14 protein-coding genes and 5 pseudogenes are annotated in these 22,063 nt (G+C 59.1%); all 19 read left to right on the forward strand.

Annotated features, from left to right (window positions below; translation table 11 throughout):
- The first annotated feature begins 13 nt into the window (after positions 1-13).
- The 19 genes and pseudogenes from HU763_RS02540 (at position 14) to HU763_RS02620 (ending at position 22,059) form a co-directional block, all read left to right on the forward strand.
- The gene (locus HU763_RS02540) at positions 14-3,034 is read left to right on the forward strand and encodes a type VI secretion system Vgr family protein (RefSeq protein WP_217884026.1); all 3,021 of its coding nucleotides are present in this window, start codon (positions 14-16) and stop codon (positions 3,032-3,034) included.
- Positions 3,031-7,713, forward strand: coding sequence for an RHS repeat-associated core domain-containing protein (locus tag HU763_RS02545; RefSeq protein WP_225931917.1), 4,683 nt, complete (start codon positions 3,031-3,033; stop codon positions 7,711-7,713). Before HU763_RS02540 ends, HU763_RS02545 begins: the two co-directional genes overlap by 4 nt.
- A complete protein-coding gene (locus HU763_RS02550) occupies positions 7,713-8,042 on the forward strand; it encodes a hypothetical protein (protein WP_186690747.1) in 330 nt (109 codons plus the stop codon). The genes HU763_RS02545 and HU763_RS02550 overlap by 1 nt, the downstream gene beginning before the upstream one ends.
- Positions 8,043-8,216: 174 nt before the next feature.
- Positions 8,217-8,356 (forward strand): annotated as a pseudogene (locus HU763_RS24945) (IS5/IS1182 family transposase); the annotation flags it as partial.
- A 765-nt stretch (positions 8,357-9,121) separates the two neighbouring features.
- Positions 9,122-9,298 (forward strand): competence protein ComJ, encoded by a 177-nt coding sequence (gene comJ / locus HU763_RS24950; RefSeq protein ID WP_186690751.1) that lies wholly within the window; start codon positions 9,122-9,124, stop codon positions 9,296-9,298.
- A gap of 58 nt (positions 9,299-9,356) precedes the next feature.
- The gene (locus HU763_RS02560) at positions 9,357-9,512 is read left to right on the forward strand and encodes a hypothetical protein (protein ID WP_186690748.1); all 156 of its coding nucleotides are present in this window, start codon (positions 9,357-9,359) and stop codon (positions 9,510-9,512) included.
- 629 nt (positions 9,513-10,141) lie between these two features.
- Positions 10,142-10,405 carry a PAAR domain-containing protein gene (locus HU763_RS02565; protein WP_170028031.1) on the forward strand — a complete coding sequence of 88 codons (264 nt, stop codon included), beginning with the start codon at positions 10,142-10,144 and terminating at the stop codon, positions 10,403-10,405.
- Between the two features lie 228 nt (positions 10,406-10,633).
- The gene (locus tag HU763_RS02570) at positions 10,634-10,960 is read left to right on the forward strand and encodes a hypothetical protein (protein WP_217884027.1); all 327 of its coding nucleotides are present in this window, start codon (positions 10,634-10,636) and stop codon (positions 10,958-10,960) included.
- A 522-nt stretch (positions 10,961-11,482) separates the two neighbouring features.
- Positions 11,483-11,575 (forward strand): annotated as a pseudogene (locus tag HU763_RS02575) (transposase); the annotation flags it as partial.
- Between the two features lie 2 nt (positions 11,576-11,577).
- A pseudogene (locus tag HU763_RS02580) lies at positions 11,578-12,424 on the forward strand (RHS repeat-associated core domain-containing protein); the annotation flags it as partial.
- Positions 12,425-12,523 carry an HNH endonuclease gene (locus tag HU763_RS24955; RefSeq protein WP_225931951.1) on the forward strand — a complete coding sequence of 33 codons (99 nt, stop codon included), beginning with the start codon at positions 12,425-12,427 and terminating at the stop codon, positions 12,521-12,523.
- Positions 12,524-12,531: 8 nt separating this feature from the next.
- Entirely contained in the window at positions 12,532-12,963 is a 432-nt protein-coding gene (locus tag HU763_RS02585; RefSeq protein WP_186690750.1) for a DUF4265 domain-containing protein, read from the forward strand.
- Between the two features lie 110 nt (positions 12,964-13,073).
- A pseudogene (locus HU763_RS02590) lies at positions 13,074-15,092 on the forward strand (RHS repeat-associated core domain-containing protein); the annotation flags it as partial.
- A gap of 5 nt (positions 15,093-15,097) precedes the next feature.
- Positions 15,098-15,691: a hypothetical protein gene (locus HU763_RS02595; RefSeq protein ID WP_186689747.1), complete on the forward strand. Its 594-nt coding sequence runs from the start codon at positions 15,098-15,100 to the stop codon at positions 15,689-15,691.
- A gap of 87 nt (positions 15,692-15,778) precedes the next feature.
- Positions 15,779-16,579, forward strand: a pseudogene (locus tag HU763_RS02600) (IS5 family transposase).
- Positions 16,580-16,924: 345 nt separating this feature from the next.
- Positions 16,925-17,188 carry a PAAR domain-containing protein gene (locus HU763_RS02605; protein ID WP_170028031.1) on the forward strand — a complete coding sequence of 88 codons (264 nt, stop codon included), beginning with the start codon at positions 16,925-16,927 and terminating at the stop codon, positions 17,186-17,188.
- Positions 17,189-17,387: 199 nt separating this feature from the next.
- Complete coding sequence (gene fdnG, locus HU763_RS02610) at positions 17,388-20,456, forward strand: formate dehydrogenase-N subunit alpha (protein WP_186689745.1); 3,069 nt, start codon at positions 17,388-17,390, stop codon at positions 20,454-20,456.
- Positions 20,456-21,406: a formate dehydrogenase subunit beta gene (gene fdxH, locus HU763_RS02615; protein ID WP_186689744.1), complete on the forward strand. Its 951-nt coding sequence runs from the start codon at positions 20,456-20,458 to the stop codon at positions 21,404-21,406. The genes fdnG and fdxH overlap by 1 nt, the downstream gene beginning before the upstream one ends.
- Positions 21,403-22,059, forward strand: coding sequence for a formate dehydrogenase subunit gamma (locus HU763_RS02620; protein ID WP_186689743.1), 657 nt, complete (start codon positions 21,403-21,405; stop codon positions 22,057-22,059). Before fdxH ends, HU763_RS02620 begins: the two co-directional genes overlap by 4 nt.
- The last annotated feature ends 4 nt before the right edge of the window (positions 22,060-22,063 follow it).

Consider the following 22,063-nt stretch of genomic DNA (forward strand, 5'->3'; position numbering starts at 1 on the left):
AAGAGGGACAAGGATGTTTGCCGCCGCAAACCAGACCCATTTCAGCCTGCACATCGACGGCCTGGAGCACGACTTCCAGGTCCTCGCCTTCGACGGCAAGGAAGCCATCAGCCAGCCCTACGCCATCGACCTGGAGCTGGTCAGCGAACGTCCCTCGCTGGACCTGGAGAGCCTGCTGCACAAGCCCGCGTTCCTTCAGTTGGGCGATGCCGGACGCGGCCTGCATGGGCTGATCTACCGCGCCGCGCAAGGCGAGGCGGGCAAGCGCCTGACCCGCTACCAGGTGACCCTGCGCCCGCAGCTGGCCTACCTGGCCCACCGTATCAACCAGCGCATGTTCCAGCACATGAACGTGCCGAAGATCATCGCCCAGGTGCTGGAGGAGCATGGCATCCTCGCCAACGCCTACCAGTTCCAGCTGGGCGCCGTTTACCCGGACCGCGAGTATTGCGTGCAATACGACGAGTCCAATTTGCAGTTCATCCAGCGGTTGTGTGAAGAAGAGGGCATCCACTACCACTTCCGCCACAGCGCCGCTGGCCATCAACTGGTGTTTGGCGACGACCAGACGGTGTTCCCCAAGCTGGCGCCGGTGGCCTACCAGCAGGATGCCGGGCTGGTGGCCGACACGCCGATGATCAAGCGCTTCGGCCTGCGCGTGGAAACCCGCACCAGCAGCGTCACCCGCCGCGACTACGACTTCAAGAAGCCGCTGATCCAGCTCGAGGGCGAGTCGGTCAGCCACGCCGAGCCCGAGCTCGAAGACTACGACTACCCCGGGCGCTTCCTTGACCGCACCCGGGGCAAGCACCTGGCCACCCGCGCCCTCGAGCGCCATCGCAGCGACTTTCGCCTGGCCGAGGGCCGCAGCGACCAGCCGCTGCTGGTCAGTGGGCACTTCCTGCCGCTGACCGCGCACCTGAATGCAGCCTGGAACGACCTGTGGCTGCTCACCGAAGTGCGCCACCAGGGCCGCCAGCCGCAGGTGCTGGAAGAAGCCATCACCAGCGACGTCGACCCGCGCGTCGACGGGTTCCAGCAGGGCTACCGCAACTTCTTCAGCGCCACCCCCTGGGAAGCGGTCTACCGTCCGCCGCTGAACCACCCCAAGCCGCGCATCCTCGGCACCCAGCGCGCCGTGGTCAGCGGCCCCGAGGGTGAGGAGATCTATTGCGATGAGTTCGGCCGGGTCAAGGTGCAGTTCTTCTGGGACCGCGAAGGCCAGGCCGACGACAAGTCCAGCATCTGGATGCGTGTGGCCTCCGGCTGGGCCGGGCAGGGCATTGCCAGCCTGCAGCTGCCACGGGTGGGCATGGAAGTGCTGGTCAGCTTCCTCGAAGGCGACCCTGACCAGCCGCTGATCACCGGCTGCCTGTACCACGGCGTGAACATGCCGCACTACAAGCTGCCCGAGCTGAAGACCCTGGCTACCATCAAAAGCAAGGAATACAAGGGCAGCCGCAACAACGAACTGCGCATCGACGACACCACCAGCGAGATCAGCATCGCCCTGCGCAGCGACCACGGCGCCAGTGCCCTGAACCTCGGCTACCTGACCCACCCACGGCCGAGCGGCGGCGCGCCACGGGGTGAGGGCTTCGAGCTGCGCACCGATCGCCACGGCGCCGTGCGCGCCGCCGGCGGCCTGCTGCTCACCACCGAACCGCGCCCGAACGAAGCCAAGCACCACAAGGACCTGCCCGAAACCGCCGAACGCCTGGCCACTGCCAGCGAGCAGCAGGACAGCCTGGCGGAACTGGCCAAGCAGATGCAGGCCCAGGAACCGGGCGACCAGGATCAGGTTGCCAAGGACCTGCACGCCCAGCACCTGGGCATCCTCGGCAGTGGTCCGGTCAACCAGAGCGCCAACGAGTTCCCCGAGTTCGCCCAGCCTCACCTGGTGCTGTCGAGCCCGGCCGGCATCGCCCTGACCACGCCTGGCCCGAACCACATCACCAGCGGCAGCCACCTGGCGCTGAGCAGCACCGGGCATACCAGCCTGTCGATCGGCAAGCGCCTGTTGGCCAGTGCCAGCCAGGGCATGCGCCTGTTCGTGCAGAGCCTGGGCTGGAAACTGGTGTCGGCCTCCGGCGACATCGACATCCGCGCCCTGAAGGACAACATCAACCTGCTGGCCAAGCTCGACATCACCGCCAACGCCGAGCGCATCGTGCTCACCGCCAAGACCGAGCTGGTGATCCAGGGCGGCGGCAGCGCCACCACCTACAACGCCGGCGGCATCACCCACGTCACCAGCGGCAACTACACCGCCCATGCCGCGAAGTTTGCGCACATCGGCGCCGCCAGCAAGGCCGGCACCTTCCCCGAGCCGCCGAAACCCGGCAAGGGCGACCTGGAGCTGCTGTACCAGTACGCCAACAGCAAGGGCGTCAAGACCGGCGACTACGACGTGCTCGACGCGCTGGGCAAGTCGATCAAGGGCGCGCTCGACGGCAACGGTTTCAACCAGGCCAGCGGCGCTGCCGCCGGCCCGCTGTGGGTCGACTTCGGTCTCGACCCGGCCGACACCTGGGCCGAGGGCAGCCACTTCGGCCCCGGTAGCTGGCCGGCGAAGACCGAGTTCAACGATATCGCCCCGGGCCAGCAGGCCGTGGTGGGTGAGGTGCTGAGCGCCGGCAAAGGCGAGGACGGGCTGCTGGGCAAGGGCCTGGCACTGGCACAGCAAGGCATGGACAAGGGCAAGGGACTGATGCAGAACGCGATGGCACAAGGTAAATCGATGGCCCAGGGCCTGATGGGCCCGGGCGGCAACAGCCTGCTGGAACAGGGCAAGGCCCTGGCCGGCACCGGCATGCAACTGGCGAAAAGCGGCCAGGCCGCACTGCACAAGGCGCAACAGGTCAAGGCCGCCGTCGGCGGCGACACCGGCGCCATGGCCCAGCTGGCCAGCAACGTGGTGCCCGGCGCTGCGCCCACGCTCAAGGCCGCCAGCGCCCTCAAGCAACTGCCGAGCCTGCCCAAGCTCAGCGCCCCGGCTAACCCGGCCAAGCTGAACCATGAGGTGCTGGCATGACCGACGCCAAACAACGCGAACCCCAGGTCGCCGTCGCCCCGCTCAACACCATCGACGCCAAGGACGTCGGCCGTGGCGCCGCCGCCTTCGATGCCTGGCTGCAGTCGGTCAGCGGCGGCTACGTCACCCTCGAACGGATCAAGACCGTGGCCGGCGCCTTGCCGGTGGTGGGCAACATCATGGCCCTGGTCGATGCCCTGGGCGACGTGGTGACGCTGGTCAAGAGCAAGAACCGCCAGCTGCTCGACTGGGTCAGCCTGGGCATCAACCTGATCGGCGTGCTGCCGGCACCGCCAACCATGGCCGCGGCGCGCATGAGCCTGCGCCCGACCCTGTTCCTGGTGCGCCAGGAGCTGCGCAACAGCGCCAAGATGCTGCTGGGCGATGCGCTGATCCAGGTACTGATCGGCCACCTCAACGCGACCATCGCCGGCACCATCGACGACTTCGTGGCCAAGGCGCAGCCGAAGATCGCCGGCATCCTGGCCGACGCCGGCGCGTTGGGCATAAAGATGACCAGCGAGATCGCCACCGGGCTGGAGAAGGTCGCCCTGGGCCAGCTGGACGCCAAGGGTGACCTGTCGAAGGCGGGCAAACAGGTGTCCGCCGCCGCCGACAAGCTGCTCAACGACCCGAAGGCGGCGTTCAGCAACATCTTCGGTGCCGTGCACAACGCCTACAAGGCCGCCGGCAAGGGGCTGGCCAACAGCGCCACGAGCAAACTGCTGCCGGATCAGATCAAGACCAAGGTCCTGGCCAACACCGGGCAACTGCGCGCGCTGGGGCCGGAGATGGCGCGGCAGTTGAACAAGCTGGCGGACCCGGGCACGCAGATGAGCATCGGCTGGATGCTGAATGTGCTGAGCGGGGCGGTGAAGGGCTTTCGCAAGCGCAACAGGAATGGGCAGCCGGGGGTGAGCAAGCCGGGGACCGTGACGCAGGTGCAGCGGGAGAAGGGCAAGGGCGAGTTGGCGGTCAGCAGTGCCCAGGCCAAGGCCACTCAAACACCAAGCCCTGTAGAGCCTGGCTGCCCGATCCCCAGGCCGACGCCGAAGTCCACCACCGGGCGCAGTATCAGTTTCGCCCTGGGTTCCGAATTCATCATCCACACGGATTTCAGCCTGCCCGGCGCATTCCCGATCGATTGGCAGCGCATCTATCACTCCCGCCTGGCCGAGTATGACCAAGGTTGCCTGGGGGCTCGTTGGGTCACCGAATTCACCACCCGCATCGACGTGGTGGGCAACGGCCTGCTGTTCCATGACTTCGATGGCCGCAGCCATGAATTCGAGTTGCCCAAGGTCGGCAAGTCGCAGTTCAACGCCATCGAGGACCTGCTGCTGGTACGCAGCAGCGACGATGAGCTGGTGATCTGCCGTGGTTTCGTGCGCAAGGAGTATTACCTGCGCGTGGGCGACCGCTATTACCTGCGCAAGGTCCTGCTGCAGAACGATGCCGGTTGCATGCTGCACTACGAGCATCATCACGAGGGGCGTCCGGTGCTGTCGGACATCATCACCTTCCAGGGCGATGTGAAGGACGTGCTGCGCCACCTCGGCACCTTGATCGATGACCACGGCCAGATCACCGGCCTGTGGGAGATGCGCGACGGCCAGCCGCTGCGTCAGCTGTGCGCCTACCACTACGACAGTCAGGGCGACCTCGTTGCGGCCCAGGATGAGCACGGCGCTGCCTGGCACTACCAGTACCAGAATCACCTGGTTACCCGTTACACCGACCGCACCGGTCGCGGCATGAACCTGCAGTGGGATGGTAGCGCCTCCGACGCCAAGGCCATTCGCGAATGGGCCGATGACGGTAGTTACGACACCCGCCTGGAATGGGACGAGAACATTCGCCTGACCTACGTCACCGACGCCCACGGCCAGGAGACCTGGTACTACTACGACATCCTCGGCCACCTGTACCGCGTGCGCTATCCGGATGAGCGCTCGGAGTGGATCTTCCGTGACGAGCGCAAGAATGTGGTGCGCCATGTGCACGCCGACGGCAGCGAAGACCGTTACGACTACGACGAGCAAGGCAGCGTCATCCGTCATATCCGGGCTGACCACAGTCAGATCCACATCGCCTATGACGACCGCCGCCATCCGATCAAGATCCGCGATGCCGAAGGTGGCCTGTGGCTGCGTGATTACGACAAGAAAGGCAACCTGGTCGAGACCACCGACCCGCTGGGCAACAAGACCGAGTTCGCCTACACGCCTTCCGGGCTGGTCAAGGCGATCAAGGATGCCAACGGCAACGAGAAGAAGCTGGCCTACAACGCCGCGGATCAACTGGTCGCATACACCGACTGTTCGGGCAAGACCAGTCAATGGGAATACGACGACTTCGGCCAGCTGGTGCAGTTCACCGATGCGGCGGGCAACAAGACGGTCTACCAATACAAGGCCGGCCAGCTGGCAAAAGTCATTCATCCGGACGCCACCGAAGAGCGCTTCGAGCGCGATGCCGAAGGCCGGTTATTGGCCCACGTTGACGCACTGGACCGCTGCACCACCTGGGCCTACAACGCTGTGGGCCTGCTCGCCGAGCGGGTGGATGCCAATGAACACACGCTGCGTTATCGCTGGGACAAACTCGGCCGCCTGATCGGCCTGGAGAACGAGAACGAGAGCAAGGCTGACTTCCTCTACGACCCGGTCGGGCGTTTGCTGCAGGAGCAAGGCTTCGACGGGTTGGTGACGCGTTACCAGTACGATGCTGATACGGGCCGGCTGGCAAGTACCCAGGTCGGCCAGCGCCGCATCGACATCACCTTCGACCCGGTGGGGCGCCTGGTTTCACGGGTTGCCAGCCAAGGAGATCAAAGTCAGGAAGAGACCTTTGCCTACGATGGCAACGGCAACCTGATCCAGGCGATCAACGCCGCCAGCAAGCTGCAATGGTTCCATGACCAGGCGGGCAACCTGACCCGCGAGCACCAGTATTACCTCGGCACCGAGGTGCCGATGGTCGCGGTGTGGCAGCACGAGTACGACGCCCTCAACAACCGTATCGCGACCGTTCGCCCCGATGGCCACAAGGTCAGCGTGCTCACCTACGGCAGCGGCCACGTGCTGGGCATGACCCTCGACCAGCATGAACTGCTGGCCTACGAGCGCGATGACCTGCACCGCGAAGTGGTCCGGCATCAGGGCAACCAGCTGATGCAGGCCCAGAGCTGGGACCCGGCTGGCCGCCTGCAAGAGCAGTTGCTGGGTAGCCACGATGGCAAGTCCACGTTGCTCAAGCGCCAGTACCAGTACGATGCCGTGGGCCAGCTGACCGATATCCACGATACCCGTCGTGGTCACCTGGCCTATCGGTATGACCCGGTCGGGCGCCTGCTGCAAGCCACCAGCCGCCTCGGTGTCGAGACCTTCGCCTTCGACCCGGCCGGCAACGTGCTGGACGACAAGACCCAGGAGCTCAACCGTCCGCTGGAAAGCGACCCGCGGCGCAACAAGCTGATGGACAACCTGCTGCGTGAATACGCCGGGACCCACTACCAGTATGACGAACGCGGCAACCTGATCCATCGCCTGCACAACGGCGAAAAGGCGCGCCTCAGCTGGGACCTGTTCGACCGTTTGGTGCGCTTCGACGATGACAAGCTCAGCGTGGTGTACAGCTACGACGCTCTGGGCCGCCGTCTGCACAAACATTCCACCGCGCACCACCAGGATGATCCGCGAGCGGGCAGTGGTTGGAACCAGATGCAGCGGGCCAAGCGCCAGCGCGAACTGGGTTGTGGTTACACCTTGTATGGCTGGGATGGCGATAACCTGGCTTGGGAAAGCTCACCGCCGCAGGGTGAGGGCGAGACCGGGCGCACTGTGCATTACCTGTACGAGCCGGGCAGCTTCGTGCCGGTGGTCCAGGCGCAACGAAACAACCCGATCCGCCTGCTGCGCCAGCCGGACTGGAGCGACCGGGAATACGATTTTGATCAGGACCCGCTGTGGCACACCGAGGTCAAGCCGCAGGCATTCGATGCGATTCTCTGGTATCAGTGTGACCATCTGGGTACGCCGATGGAGCTGACCGACCATAACGGTGAGATGGCATGGACGGCGCAGTACAAGGCGTGGGGTGAGGTCAAGGAAACCCGCTCGGAGTGGGCCAAGCAAGTCGGCCTGAGCAACCCGATACGGTTCCAGGGGCAGTACCACGATCACGAGACTGGGCTGCATTATAACCGCTATCGGTACTATGATCCGAGGGTTGGGCGGTTCATCAACCAGGATCCAATAAGCTACTTGGGTGGGGCCAACCTCTATCAGTATGTTCCGAACCCGATCGGTTGGATTGATCCGTGGGGGCTGAAGCGGATCAAGAATGCGGTTGAAGGAGATCGCCGTCACCAAGAATTTAATGCTGAGATTAAAACGAAGCATCCGAATGCGACGATACAAAGTGAGTGTTATCTGCGAGATGCGAACGGGAAATCTGTCAGGGATCCTGAAAGCGGTGAGCGGCGTAGGGTGGATACAGCTGTTATTGAAAATGGGCAGGCAACAACTTATGAGGTGACAAGTCTGACTGCTGATAAATATGATCAGCAAATGAAAGAAAGTCGAATTCTCGCGAGTGGTGGGACATTTATTAGAGATAGGACTACTGGGAAGCTGGTGCCGGTTGCAGGGTTATCTCAAGTAGAAAGGAGACTGTAATGACAAATGACTATCCAGTTTGGGATATCGATGTGTTGATGTCGGCCTATAAGAGCGCTCCGGACTGGCAGAAAAACATTGAGCTGTCGACGGAGAATCTCTTCGTTTTTATGGAGCGTAATGGTCTTCTGAAATGCCGAGTTACTGATGAGGAAGGGCGGGTTGTGAAGCGCGTGATTATGAAAAGCGAGATTACTGAGGAAGGCAATAAGCTTGTTGAAGGGCCTAAAAGCGCTGTAAGTCGATGGGCTAAGTCAAAAAGTAGATTTAATGATCCTGGGAATGTCAGCGTGCTGGAGAAAGCCTTGGCTGAAATCAGAAAGTCATAGAGGGTTTAGGGGGTGAGTTTGATCTTGAATAATAGATCGTTAGCTCGCCTTTCTGTGCTTTTTGGTATTGCTAATGCAGAGTTAGTACCTAAGGATTCTCCGATCAAGTCAGCACAGGCCGCCTGACCTGTGCTGAAATGGCCTTCCGTTCAGTCAGCCCTCCAAGTCTTGCCCATGAGTCAGATGAGCTTTCCGATTTCGAGTACGCCGCTAAGTGCAAGCAGACCTGCCATGAGCGCTTCCTGGTAGAGATGGAGCAGGTCGTGCTGTGGAGCGGACTGGTCGTCGGAATCAACTGGAAACATCCAAGCTCGCTGTATTCCCTTACGTCTCGGAGGCCGATTTCGGGGTAATTTTTCTATCAAGAGGGTGATTAGGCTTAGTGAACTTAATGCGCAAAGTAAGTATAGCGTGCGGGCCGAAGAATCCTGTCCATCGATGGTTGGCTTCGAAGGGGTCTCAAAAAAACCTCCGGATATGAAGATGCTTGAGAAGGCACTTCTCGAGGCAAGATCCTGACTTAAGTTTTAGGTTTGACTTACATTTGGTCGCAAAAAACTTTCAATTCTCGTCAAAAATTATCAAGTTTTTGGTGGAGATTGATTTTCTGTCACTGCGCCACCGAAGATTGTAAAAGGCGTTGAGCTTGGCACATGGCCGGTGATGAACTGATTAGCTCACAGGCAAGTCAGGGCGGTCTACGGTTCATAGGATCGGATGTTAGGAGTGAATTTGCCGTATGCACAATACTTGGAAGCATGCCAGCATATGTTGTACGCTTAGGCTCAAGGGTATCCGATTATCTTGATATGGGACCCTAGGGATGCTCTAAGCGAGCGACGGAATCCCAGGGCAATAAGCAGAAAGTTCCAGACGCGTATCTGGATTAGTATCCTCAGGTATCAACCCGCGAAGAGAGGGAAGGAGAAAATATTAGAGTGATTTCCTTCCGGCAGCCGAGGGGCTGGTGCGTTTTTGGGTAATAAGTGCAAGAAGCTGAAACCTAAAGGTAACTTAAGGTTAACGTGCTTGGTAAATGAAACAAAAATTATGAATATTTGGGTTTCATATAATCAAATCTGTGTGTTTGGCTCAATTTAGATGAGCCGTTCAATGACTGGTCAAATAATCATGTTAAACAGGGTTTTAGATGGAGAGAGGGGAGCGTTTTTTTCGGAGCGGTGGAAAATGACAATACTGACTTGGAGGTGGTGGTAAGTAGCTCAAATCTAGCGATCGATTCTGCCTCGTTTTAATGGGCTACTGAGTTGCCGGGTAAGTGATGAAAACGGCAAGGTGGTAAAGCGCGTCATTATGAGTAGTGAGATTACTGCAGAGGGTGACTTGCTATCAAATGGTCGTAACAATGCGGTTGATAAATGGCTACGTTCAAAAGCGAGACTAAAAGATCCAAATGATTTGAAGTCTCTTGAAAAGGCTTTGGCAGATATTCGCGCTAAGAAGTCCTAGTTGCACTACTTCTTGAACTGGCTGGCCAATAGGTGTCAGAGCCTAGGTGAGCTGGTTGGGAGAGTTGCGTGTTTAGAGTTTTGGACACGGGACGGTAGTACAGGTTATTGCTGGGTTGGTAAAGAGTTTGAGCTGCCTTGTGGAACAGTAAAATAGAGTATTGTATCGATAGTTATGCCTCATGAGCGCATCGATGATTATCCAGAAGTCAGGCGTTATCATAAATCTAGTAAAGATATTGGTCTGAGAGTACAGCTGCCTTTCAATGAGTTTAAAGAGGCTTACAAGAATCAGCAAATTAATATGGTGCTTCACTGGTTCGCTCAGTTGATCTTGCGAGCGGAATAAAGAGCCTGAAGCTGCCAGAGGACGATGCTTACGTGTTTAAGGAAACTATTGAGAGGCGCGGCTAACTGGCCCAGAAAATCAAAAGCCTGCCTGATGGTGCGAAATTGAAGTTGCAGGCCGGTGAGTGATACGCGTGTAGTCAGGTACCGCAGGATAAAACGCATCCGACCCAATGGGATCCTCAGGGCCCAGCCCATCCCCCGCCCAATTGCCTATGGCCCCACTATTTTAGGCTTTAACCCACTGGCATCGACGCCTCCTTCCAGACACGGAGTTCACCCATGAAAGACATTATCCGCCTTGGCGATTCCACCACCCACGGTGGCAAGGTGCTCGGCTCCTTCGGCAACACCAACGTCAACGGCAAGCCTATCGCCGGGGTCGGCCACATGGTCAGCTGCCCGTTGTGCAAAGGCGTGTTCCCCATCGTTGAAGGTAGCGCGACCTACAGCGTGGACGGCACACCCGTCGCCCTCGATGGGCACAAGACCGCGTGTGGCGCGGCGCTGATCGCCAGCGGCCCGAAGAGTGGCGTTGCCAGCTGAGGCCGGGTTGTTCGGTACCTGACAAACCGCTCGCCTGGCGCATGCGGCGCCCGCTTCTCTGGTGTGATGATCTGCGTCGGCACACTTCCCTGATTCTTGGCCGGCTTAACCCTTGGCGGGTACGACCCGGTTGGCCGCCTGCTGGGTGGATAATCCTCGCTATCATAGAAAAGAACTTACGGTTAAGGGTGATCTTAAGCTGAAGAATCATGCGGTAGTGCAAGGGAAATGATGATGAGAAATACAAATGAAACGATTTTCCTCAGTAAAAAAGATGTGGAGTATTTATTGAGAGAGGTTGAGTTCGTCTTGGTTTCGCTTGTTAGGCTAAATAATTTCTATAAAGAAAAGTTAGGTCAGGCTTTTTCGATACATGATGAGTATTGTGAGGCCGTGACTGAGTTTATTGATGCTGAACGGGTAAATGATAGGCTGGCAAAAATGCGAATGGTAATTGCTTCAAAATTTGACGATACGCTAGGTGATGATGATATGGATGATTTGGAGAGAGTGCTAGATAAGATTGAATTCTGGGAGAGACCGAAAAATGTTTGATAAATAAGTGGGGCTTTAGTTAAAGCATTCGTAGAGGGAATGGTTTTGAGTAAACAGAAAGATATATTGGTCTCGGGTGAGGAAGCAGTAGCGGTTCTTTGGGATCTCGAGTATTTGCTCATATCTTTAAGAAATATTGGTCTATATTATTTATGTGCGAGATGAAGTCACTGCAGATGATGAAAAGGACTATCGAAGGGAGACTGCCAAGTTTATAGATGAGTCTAATATGATTGTTAAGCTTGAAGAAATTAAAGAAAAGCTGTCGGATAAGTTAGAGGCGTGCTGTGGGCGAGATGAATTAGATTCGCTTCGTCAAAGGCTTAAAAGGAAGCGTTTTTGGGAACAAAAGAAGCTCAGTTGAGACTTGTTTAGATTTAGTGTCTTTTTATTTGAAATGTCTATTGTAACGGGGGTGTGTCGGTTGATAAGTTTCGAGTTGTATTGTGGATGGTCAAGTGAATCGCCCCTAGTTTCGTAGACACCTCCAAGCCTCATAATGAGGCCCAAATAGGAGGTGCCATGAGTCGTCTGCGTTACCCCGAAGAATTCAAGATCGAAGCGGTCAAGCAAGTGACCGAGAAAGGCAAGCCTGTCGCCGATGTCGCTCAGCGCCGCTAGGCATGACCCTCGACCAGCATGAGTTGGCCTAGGAGCGCGATGACCTACACCGCGAAGTGGTGCGCCATCAGGACAACCAGCTGATGCAGACCCAGAGCTGGGATCCGGCTGACCGCCTGCAAGACCAGTTGCTGGGTAGCCATGACGCAAGACCACCCTGCTCAAGCGCCGGTACCAGTACGATGCCGTCGGCCAGCTGACCGATATCCACGACACCCGTCGTGGCCACTAGGCCTATCAGTACGACCCGGTTGGTCGCCTGCTGCAAGCCACCAGTCACCTGGGTGTCGAGACCTTCGCCTTCGACCCGGCCGGTAACCTGCTAGACGACAAGGCCCAGGCGCTGAATCGCCCGCTGGAAAGCGACCCGCGGCGCAACAAGCTGATGGACAACCTGCTGCGTGAATACGCCGGGACTCACTACCAGTACGACGAACGCGGCAACCTGATCCATCGCCTGCACCACGGCGAAAAGGCGCGCCTCAGCTGGGACCTGTTCGACCGTTTGGTGCGCTTCGACGATGACAAGCTCAGCGTGGTGTACAGCTACGACGCGCTGGGGCGCCGTCTGCACAAGCACTCCACCGCGCACCACCAGGATGATCCGCGAGCGGGCAGTGGTTGGAACCAGATGCAGCGGGCCAAGCGCCAGCGCGAACTGGGCTGCGGTTACACCTTGTATGGCTGGGATGGCGATAAACTGGCTGGGAAAGCTCACCGCCGCAGGGTGAAGGCGAAACCGGGCGCACTGTGCATTACCTGTACGAACCGGGCAGCTTCGTGCCGGTGGTCCAGGCGCAACGAAACAACCCGATCCGCCTGCTGCGCCAGCCGGACTGGAGCGTGATACCTAAATCTAAAGGAGGTTCTGGTACGCCAGAAAATGGACAAGTACTGTGTAGGGTGTGCAATATTGAAAAAAGTGACTCCTGTGAACTTTAGGTGAAGCGATGGAAAAAGTGTTTCTAAAGCTAGAAATTATTGATGGTTATCCGCCGGTCTCTATGGAGAGCGTGTGGGCTGAAAAAAGGGGGGGAAATAAATATAGAATAAAAAATATACCATTTTATTCTAAAGAAGTATGTCTGGATGATGAGGTTAGTACTTCTATAGGTGATGACAATGAGCTGCTATTCAATGCAGTAGTTTCCGATGAAGGGAATAGTACTGTGCGGGTGATTTTCTATAGCCATGACGAAAGCGTGCCGCGGCTGATAATGGATGATATCGCTAATATGGGTTGCTCGTGGGAAGGTATGAGCAAGAAATTTTTTGCGATAAATGTCCCTAAGCATGTTGACTTTGATTTGGTTGTGGGTTTTCTAGAGGAGAAAAGTAATGCTGGCGAGTTGGACTACGAATATGGAATGGTTCGCCAATAAAGTAGTTTTATTGATTCGTTGATGTTGAGGGGGCGTCTACGTAACATTTGAGGTCGGTGATGTCACAATTTGAAGGGTTTTTCAAATCTGGACAATATGCTTGGTCGTCTGTGGAGGAAAAGGGTTTCGATGGACTGGTGACGCGTTACGAGTACGACCCTGATGCGGGCCGGTTGGCAAGCACCCAGGTCGGCCAGCGCCGCCTCACATCACCTTCGACCCGGTGGAGCGCCTGATGACAGCCAAGGAAATCAACGTCAAGAAGAGACCTTTGCCTACGATGGCAACGGCAAGCTGATCCAGGCGAACAACGCGGCCAGCAAGTTGCAATGGTTCCATGACGAGGCGGGCAACCTGACCCGCGAGCACCAGTACTACCTCGGCACCGAGGTGCCGATGGTCGCGGTGCGGCAGCACGAGTACGACGTACTGAACCTGCGCACGGCGACGATTCGCCCCGATGGCCACAAGGTCAGCGTGCTCACCTACGGCAGCGGTCACGTGCTGGGCATGACCCTCGACCAGCATGAACTGCTGGCCTACGAGCGTGATGACCTGCACCGCGAAGTGGTCCGCCATCAGGACAACCAGCTGATGCAGACCCAGAGCTGGGATCCGGCTGGCCGCCTGCAAGACCAGTTGCTGGGTAGCCATGAGGCAAGACCACCTTGCTCAAGCGCCAGTACCAGTACGATGCCGTGGGCCAGCTGACCGATATCCACGACACCCGCCGTGGTCACCTGTCTTATCAGTACGACCCGGTTGGCCGCCTGCTGCAAGCCACCAGTCGCCTGGGTGTCGAGACCTTCGCCTTCGACCCGGCCGGTAACCTGCTGGACGACAAGGCCCAAGAGCTGAATCGCCCGCTGGAAAGCGACCCGCGGCGCAACAAGCTGATGGACAACCTGCTGCGTGAATACGCCGGGACCCACTACCAGTACGACGAACGCGGCAACCTGATCCATCGCCTGCACAACGGCGAAAAGGCGCGCCTCAGCTGGGACCTGTTCGACCGTTTGGTGCGCTTCGATGATGACAAGCTCAGCGTGGTGTACAGCTACGACGCTCTGGGCCGTCGTCTGCACAAGCACTCCACCGCGCACCACCAGGATGATCCGCGAGCGGGCAGTGGTTGGAACCAGATGCAGCGGGCCAAGCGCCAGCGCGAACTGGGTTGTGGTTACACCTTGTATGGCTGGGATGGCGATAACCTGGCTTGGGAAAGCTCACCGCCGCAGGGTGAGGGCGAGACCGGGCGCACTGTGCATTACCTGTACGAGCCGGGCAGCTTCGTGCCGGTGGTCCAGGCGCAACGAAACAACCCGATCCGCCTGCTGCGCCAGCCGGACTGGAGCGACCGGGAATACGATTTTGATCAGGACCCGCTGTGGCACACCGAGGTCAAGCCGCAGGCATTCGATGCGATTCTCTGGTATCAGTGTGACCATCTGGGTACGCCGATGGAGCTGACCGACCATAACGGTGAGATGGCATGGACGGCGCAGTACAAGGCGTGGGGTGAGGTCAAGGAAACCCGCTCGGAGTGGGCCAAGCAAGTCGGCCTGAGCAACCCGATACGGTTCCAGGGGCAGTACCACGATCATGAGACCGGGATGCATTACAACCGCTATCGGTACTATGATCCGAGGGCTGGGCGCTTCATTAATCAGGACCCTATTAGTTATGGTGGAGGATTGAACCTCTACGAATATGCGGCCAGTTCGACTGGCTGGGTTGATCCACTAGGTTTAGCGAAGAATAAATATGGTGTTGGCGCCAATACTGCAGGGAAAGATGTACTCGCGCGGGGCGTCCACGTTAATGTCGAAGGACCGGGTCTACCGAGGAAGGGAGGGCATGTAAGTTTGCAGCCAGATGCAGATGGAAAGCATGTGAAGCTAGCTCCTGCGGACAAGGCGACGAGAGATATGTCACCTTCTCAGTGGCGTAATGCATGTGAGGCAGTTTCAGGCCATCTAGACGATCCTAAAAATGTTGATCGGTTGGCAAAATCAGCGCAGTCGGGCATTGACGAAAATCCGAAATCAAATCGAGTGTCTGAGTTGACGGAAGTGAAAGGGATTCTTCAACGGCATCACATGCAGGGCACAAATCCAGTTAAAAGGTAGGAAGTGTGAGTTATTTGAATTTTGATTTCATGCACTTGTTTATAATGTTTTTACGTGATGCTGAGTCTATTCATCCTGAGATGTTCGGGCTTGGCAGTTTTGGAGAAGCTGAGCTTTTGTTGCATGGGTTTGATAGAGTTGGCGATGTGGATGACTACTGCCTCTATGAAAAAGATTATCAAGCGATTTACTTCAGGTCTTCGGCGGCCCTATCGCTGAAATGTTATTTCTATAAAGGTGAGCCGCAGGGTCTGGGTATTTCCGTGGCACCAGGAGTGCGCCTGATCACGCTGCTAAAGCATTTGTTTTCGCAACAGCCGAGGGACTGGCGTGAAAGATTAAAGTTTTACTTCTATGAAGATGAGGATGAGGGGGCGGTGATAGTAGATTCCGTGACGGTAATCAGGTTTGGTGCTGATACTGGACGATCCGCTTATCATGTGAGAGAGCTGGAATCTGATCAAAAGGAGGGCGGGGCAGCTATTTCGGTCGGCACTGTAATACGGACAATGGTAAGCTACGATTTCTCGGTGTGGGATAGAAGAAGCAGTAGTTTGGCACTCTCTCAGCTTTTCGAGCTTTTAAATAACATTCACTAAGGATTCTCCGATCAAGTCGGCACAGGCCGTCTGACCTGTGCTGAAATAGCCCTCCGTCCAACAGCCCCTTTACAAGCCCTCCATCCCATGAGTCAGATGAGCTTTTCCGATTTCGAGTACGCCGGTAAGCGCAAGCAAACCCGTCGCGAGCGTTTCCTGGCTGAGGTGGAGCAGATGGTACCGTGGAGCGGTTTGCTGGCATTGGTCGAGCCGCATTACCCAAAGGCCGGCGGTGGTCGCAAGCCGTACCCACTGGAAACCATGCTGCGTATCCACCTGCAATTACCTGCGAGACCAGGGCCTGTCGTTGCGCCAGGGCACGATTGTCGACGCCACCATCATCCACGCGCCCAGCTCGACCAAGAACAAAGAAGGCAAGCGCGATCCGGAGATGCATCAGACGAAGAAGGGAAACCAATACTTCTTCGGCATGAAAGCGCATATCGGCGCCGACGCTGAGTCGGGTCTGGTGCATCACGTCCACGGCACCGCCGCCAACGTGGCTGACGTGCGGAGGTCGCTCATCTGTTGCACGGTGACGAAAACATTGTCTGTGCTGACGCGGGTTACACCGGCGTAGAGAAGCGACCTGAGCACGACGGTCGGCAAGTGATCTGGCAGATCGCTGCACGACGCAGCACCTACAAGCACTTGAGCAAACGCAGTGTTCTCTACAAAGCCAAACGTCAGATCGAGAAGGTCAAAGCGCAGACACGGGCGAAAGTCGAACATCCCTTTCGCGTGATCAAGCGCCAGTTCGGTGATGTGAAAACCCGCTTCCGTGGCTTGGCCAAGAACACGGCGCAACTGACCACGCTGTTTGCGCTGTCGAATCTGTGGATGGTACGCCGGCAATTATTGACTGCTACGGTAGAGGTGCGCCCGTAAGGCCTGATGACTAGGGTTTTTCCTGGTTGTTCAACAATCAGCGCCTGTAAATCGAGCTTTCCTTAGGCCAAAAGTCGTCCATTGTCGGTTGCTCGGCGACTTGTTCGGAGCTTCCCTAACTGACCCAGAAAATCAAAGGTCTGCCTGATGGTGCGAAATTGAAGTTGCAGGCAGGTGAGTGATGCGCGTGTAGTCAGATACAGCAGGATAAAACGCATCCGACCCAATGGGATCCTCAGGGCCCAGCCAATCTCCCGCCCAAATTGCCTATGGCCTTTAATTCCCCATTATTTTAGGCTTTCCCCCACTGGCAACGACGCCTCCCTTCAGACACGGAGTTCACCCATGAAAGACATCATCCGCCTTGGCGATTCCACCACCCACGGTGGCAAGGTGCTCGGCTCCTTCGGCAATACCAACGTCAACGGCAAGCCTATCGCCGGGGTTGGCCACATGGTCAGCTGCCCATTGTGCAAGGGCGTGTTCCCCATCGTGGAAGGCAGCGCCACCTACAGCGTCGACGGTACACCTGTCGCCCTCGATGGGCACAAGACCGCCTGTGGCGCGGCGCTGATCGCCAGCGGCCCGAAGAGTGGCGTCGCCAGCTGAGGCCGGGCTGTTCGGTACCTCACAAACCGCTCGCCCGGCGCATGCGGCGCCCGCTTCGCTGGTGCCATGATCTGCGTCATCACACTTCCCTGATTCTTGGCTAGGCTTAACCCTTGGCGGTATCTGTCTACCGCCACCGTGATGACCTAGAGGCACCGGCTGCACGCCAGGTGCCCGAGAACCCGTTCAGGAGTGCACGATGGATCTGAACCGTCGGCAATTCTTCAAGGTCGCCGCCGTCGGCCTTGGAGGCTCGAGCCTTGCGGCGTTGGGCATGGCCCCGACACCGGCATTCGCCGAGCAGGTGCGCCACTTCAAGTTGGCGCATACCAAAGAAACCCGCAACACCTGCCCCTACTGCTCGGTCGGCTGCGGCCTGATCATGTACAGCCAGGGTGATGCGGGCAAGAACGTCAAACAGAACATCATCCATATCGAAGGTGACGCCGACCACCCGGTCAACCGCGGCACCCTCTGCCCGAAAGGCGCCGGCCTGCTGGACTTCATCCACAGCCCGAGCCGCCTGCAGTACCCCGAGGTACGCAAGCCGGGCAGCAAGGAGTGGGTGCGGGTCAGCTGGGACGAGGCGCTCGACCGCGTCGCCGAGCTGATGAAGCAGGACCGCGATGCCAACTTCATCGAGAAGAACGCCCAGGGGCAAACGGTAAACCGCTGGCTCACCACCGGTTTTCTCGCTGCTTCTGCCGCCTCCAGCGAGGCGGGCTACCTGACCCACAAGGTCATCCGCGCAACAGGCATGCTGGGGTTCGATAACCAGGCACGTGTCTGACATGGCCCGACGGTGGCAAGTCTTGCCCCGACGTACGGCCGTGGCGCCATGACCAACCACTGGTCCGATATCGCCAACGCGAATCTGGTCCTGGTGATGGGTGGCAACGCAGCAGAAGCGCATCCGTGCGGCTTCAAATGGGTGACCGAAGCCAAGGCGCACAACAAGGCGCGGCTGATCGTGGTCGACCCACGCTTTACCCGTACCGCTTCGGTGGCGGACTACTACGCGCCAATCCGCACCGGCACCGACATCGCGTTCATGGGCGGGCTGATCAACTACCTGCTGAGCAACGACAAGATTCAGCACGAATACGTGCGCAACTACACCGACGTGTCGTTCATCGTCAAGCAAACCTATGGCTTCGAGGACGGGCTGTTCAGCGGCTACGACGAAGCCAAGCGCGTGTATGCCGACAAGTCCGGCTGGGGCTACGAGCTGGGTGAGGATGGTTTTGCCAAGGTCGACCCGACCCTGCAGCACCCGCGTTGCGTGTTCCAGCTGATGAAGCAGCACTACAGCCGCTACACCCCGGAACTGGCCAGCATGACCTGTGGCATGCCGCAGGACGCCATGCTGAAGATCTGGGAAGAGATCGCCACCTGCGCGGTACCGGGCAAGACCATGACGATCCTCTACGCCCTCGGCTGGACGCAGCACTCGATCGGCGCGCAGATCATTCGCAGTGCGGCGATGGTCCAGTTGCTGCTGGGCAACGTCGGCATGCCGGGTGGTGGGGTCAACGCCTTGCGCGGGCACTCCAACATCCAGGGCCTGACCGACCTCGGTCTGCTGTCCAACTCGCTGCCGGGTTACCTGACCCTGCCCGGCGATGCCGAGCAGGACTACGCCGCCTACATCGACAAGCGCGCCTCCAAGCCACTGCGCCCGGGCCAGCTGTCGTACTGGCAGAACTACGGCAAGTTCCACGTCAGCCTGATGAAGGCCTGGTACGGCGCCAACGCCACGGCAGAAAACAACTGGGGCTACGACTGGCTGCCCAAGCTCGACGTGCCAGCCTACGACGTGCTGCGCATGTTCGAGATGATGGGCCAGGGCAAGGTCAACGGCTACATTTGCCAAGGCTTCAACCCGATTGCCGCGCTGCCAGACAAGAACCGTGTCACCGCGGCCCTGGGCAAGCTCAAGTGGCTGGTGATCATGGACCCGCTGGCCACCGAGACTTCGGAGTTCTGGCGCAATGCCGGGCCGTTCAACGACGTCGACACGGCCAATATCCAGACCGAAGTGATCCGCCTGCCCACCACCTGCTTCGCCGAGGAAGACGGCTCGCTGGTCAACAGCAGCCGCTGGCTGCAGTGGCACTGGAAGGGCGCCGACGGCCCGGGCGAGACCCGCACCGACGTGCACATCATGAGCGAGCTGTTCCTGCGCCTGCGCCAACGCTACCAAGCCGAGGGCGGCGCCTACCCGGACGCGCTGATGAACATCAGCTGGCCATACAAGATTCCCGCAGAGCCGTCCCCGGAGGAACTGGCCAGGGAAATGAACGGCTGGGCAGTGACCGACGTCACCGACCCGACCGGCGCAGTGATCAAGGCCGGCCAGCAGCTGGCCGGCTTCGGCCAGTTGAAGGACGACGGCAGCACCGCGTCCGGCTGCTGGATCTTCGCCGGCTGCTGGACCGAGCAGGGCAACCAGATGGCTCGCCGCGACAACAGCGACCCGTACGGCATGCACCAGGTGCAGAACTGGGCCTGGGCCTGGCCGGCCAACCGCCGCATCCTCTACAACCGTGCCTCCAGCGACCCGCAAGGCAAGCCGTGGGACGCCGAGAAGAAGCGCCTGGTATGGTGGAACGGCAAGGCCTGGACCGGCACCGACGTGCCCGACTTCAAGGTCGACTCGCCACCCGAGGCGGGGATGAACCCGTTCATCATGAACCCCGAGGGGGTGGCCCGGTTCTTCGCCATCGACAAGATGGCCGAAGGGCCGTTCCCCGAGCACTACGAGCCGTTCGAGACGCCGATTGGCATCAACCCGCTGCACCCGCAGAACAAGAAGGCCACCAGCAACCCGGCCGGGCGGATCTTCGATTCGGTGTGGGACACCCTCGGCAAGCACGAGGAGTTCCCGTATGCGGCGACCACCTACCGGTTGACCGAGCACTTCCACTTCTGGAGCAAGCACTGCCGGCTCAACGCCATCGCCCAGCCCGAGCAGTTCGTCGAGATCGGCGAGGTGCTGGCCAACGAGAAGGGCATCAAGGCCGGCGACCGGGTGCGGGTGTCGAGCAAGCGCGGGCACATCGAGGCGGTGGCGGTGGTGACCAAGCGGATCCGCCCGCTCCAGGTCAACAACCAGACCGTGCACCAGATCGGCATCCCGTTGCATTGGGGCTTCACCGGTACCACCCGGCACGGCTACCTGACCAACACCCTGGTGCCGTTCCTCGGTGACGGCAACACGCAGACGCCGGAGTCCAAGTCGTTCCTCGTCAAAGTGGAGAAACTCTGATGGCCAGCCAAGACATCATCGCCCGCTCGGCCACCACCACCGTACCGCCTTCGGTACGCCAGCAGCAGGAAGTCGCCAAGCTGATCGACACCACCAAGTGCATCGGCTGCAAGGCCTGCCAGGTGGCGTGTTCCGAGTGGAACGAACTGCGTGACGAGGTCGGCCACAACCACGGCACTTACGACAACCCCCAGGATCTCACTGCCGAGACCTGGACCCTGATGCGCTTCACCGAGCACGAGCGCGACGACGGCAACCTGGAGTGGCTGATCCGCAAGGACGGCTGCATGCATTGCGCCGAGCCAGGGTGCCTGAAGGCCTGCCCGAGCCCGGGCGCGATCATCAAGCACGCCAACGGCATCGTCGATTTCAACCAGGACCACTGCATCGGCTGCGGCTACTGCATCACTGGCTGCCCGTTCAATATCCCGCGGATCTCGCAGAAGGACCACAAGGCATACAAGTGCACCCTGTGTTCCGACCGGGTGACCGTGGGCCTGGAGCCGGCCTGTGTGAAAACCTGCCCGACCGGGGCGATCGTGTTCGGCAGCAAGGACGAGATGAAGGTGCATGCCGCCGAGCGCATCGTCGACCTGCAGTCGCGGGGCTACGACAAGGCCGGGTTGTATGACCCGGACGGCGTCGGCGGTACCCACGTGATGTATGTGCTGCACCATGCCGACACGCCGAAGCTGTACGCCGGCCTGCCGGACCAGCCGGTGATCAGCCCGCTGGTAGGGCTGTGGAAGGGCATTACCAAGCCGCTGGCGCTGCTGGCCATGGGCGCGGCGGTGCTGGCCGGGTTCTTCCACTATGTGCGGGTCGGGCCGCAGCGCGTGGAGGAGGACGAGCACCCGTCACCGCTTGACGAAAGCGTGCATCAGGTGGACCCGTCGGTGCATGTCTATGACCCGACCCGGCCCGGTGGCCAGGAGGAGCAGCGACCATGAACGACAACAAACCCATCCTGCGCTACAACGCCAACGAACGCAGCAACCACTGGGTCGTCGCGATTCTGTTCGTCCTCGCCGGGTTGTCCGGGCTGGCGCTGTTCCATCCAGCGCTGTTCTGGCTCAGCCATTTGTTCGGTGGCGGGCCATGGACGCGTATCCTCCACCCGTTCCTGGGCGTGGCCATGTTCGTGTTCTTCCTCGGCCTGGTGCTGCGGTTCTGGCGGGCAAACTTCATCAGCGCCAACGATCGCCTATGGCTGCGTCGTATCGATCGGGTCATGCTGAACCAGGAGGAGGGCGTACCGCCGATCGGCAAGTACAACGCCGGCCAGAAGCTGCTGTTCTGGACCTTGCTGGTGTGCATGCTGATCCTGTTGGTCAGCGGTGTGGTGATCTGGCGTGCCTGGTTCAGCCAGTACTTCGACATAGGCGCCATTCGCCTGGCCACCTTGCTGCATGCCCTGGCGGCGTTCGTGCTGATCCTCAGTATCATCGTGCACATCTACGCCGGCATCTGGATCAAGGGCTCGGTCGGCGCCATGCTGCATGGCCGGGTCAGCCGCGCCTGGGCGCGCAAGCACCATGAATTGTGGTACCGCGAAGTGACCGGCGACAAGACCCCGGGCAGCCACGGACGGAAAGAAGGATGAGCGC

This window comes from Pseudomonas anuradhapurensis, assembly GCF_014269225.2.
Lineage (GTDB): Bacteria > Pseudomonadota > Gammaproteobacteria > Pseudomonadales > Pseudomonadaceae > Aquipseudomonas > Aquipseudomonas anuradhapurensis.

Bases quoted from the DNA above. Each gene is read 5' to 3' on its own strand.
- HU763_RS02550 (WP_186690747.1), top strand. From the start codon at position 7,713: ATGACAAATGACTATCCAGTTTGGGATATCGATGTGTTGATGTCGGCC.
- HU763_RS02605 (WP_170028031.1), top strand. From the start codon at position 16,925: ATGAAAGACATCATCCGCCTTGGCGATTCCACCACCCACGGTGGCAAG.
- HU763_RS02570 (WP_217884027.1), top strand. From the start codon at position 10,634: ATGATGATGAGAAATACAAATGAAACGATTTTCCTCAGTAAAAAAGAT.
- HU763_RS02545 (WP_225931917.1), top strand. From the start codon at position 3,031: ATGACCGACGCCAAACAACGCGAACCCCAGGTCGCCGTCGCCCCGCTC.
- HU763_RS02540 (WP_217884026.1), top strand. From the start codon at position 14: ATGTTTGCCGCCGCAAACCAGACCCATTTCAGCCTGCACATCGACGGC.
- HU763_RS02620 (WP_186689743.1), top strand. From the start codon at position 21,403: ATGAACGACAACAAACCCATCCTGCGCTACAACGCCAACGAACGCAGC.
- HU763_RS02585 (WP_186690750.1), top strand. From the start codon at position 12,532: ATGGAAAAAGTGTTTCTAAAGCTAGAAATTATTGATGGTTATCCGCCG.
- fdxH (WP_186689744.1), top strand. From the start codon at position 20,456: ATGGCCAGCCAAGACATCATCGCCCGCTCGGCCACCACCACCGTACCG.
- HU763_RS02560 (WP_186690748.1), top strand. From the start codon at position 9,357: ATGAGTAGTGAGATTACTGCAGAGGGTGACTTGCTATCAAATGGTCGT.
- HU763_RS02565 (WP_170028031.1), top strand. From the start codon at position 10,142: ATGAAAGACATTATCCGCCTTGGCGATTCCACCACCCACGGTGGCAAG.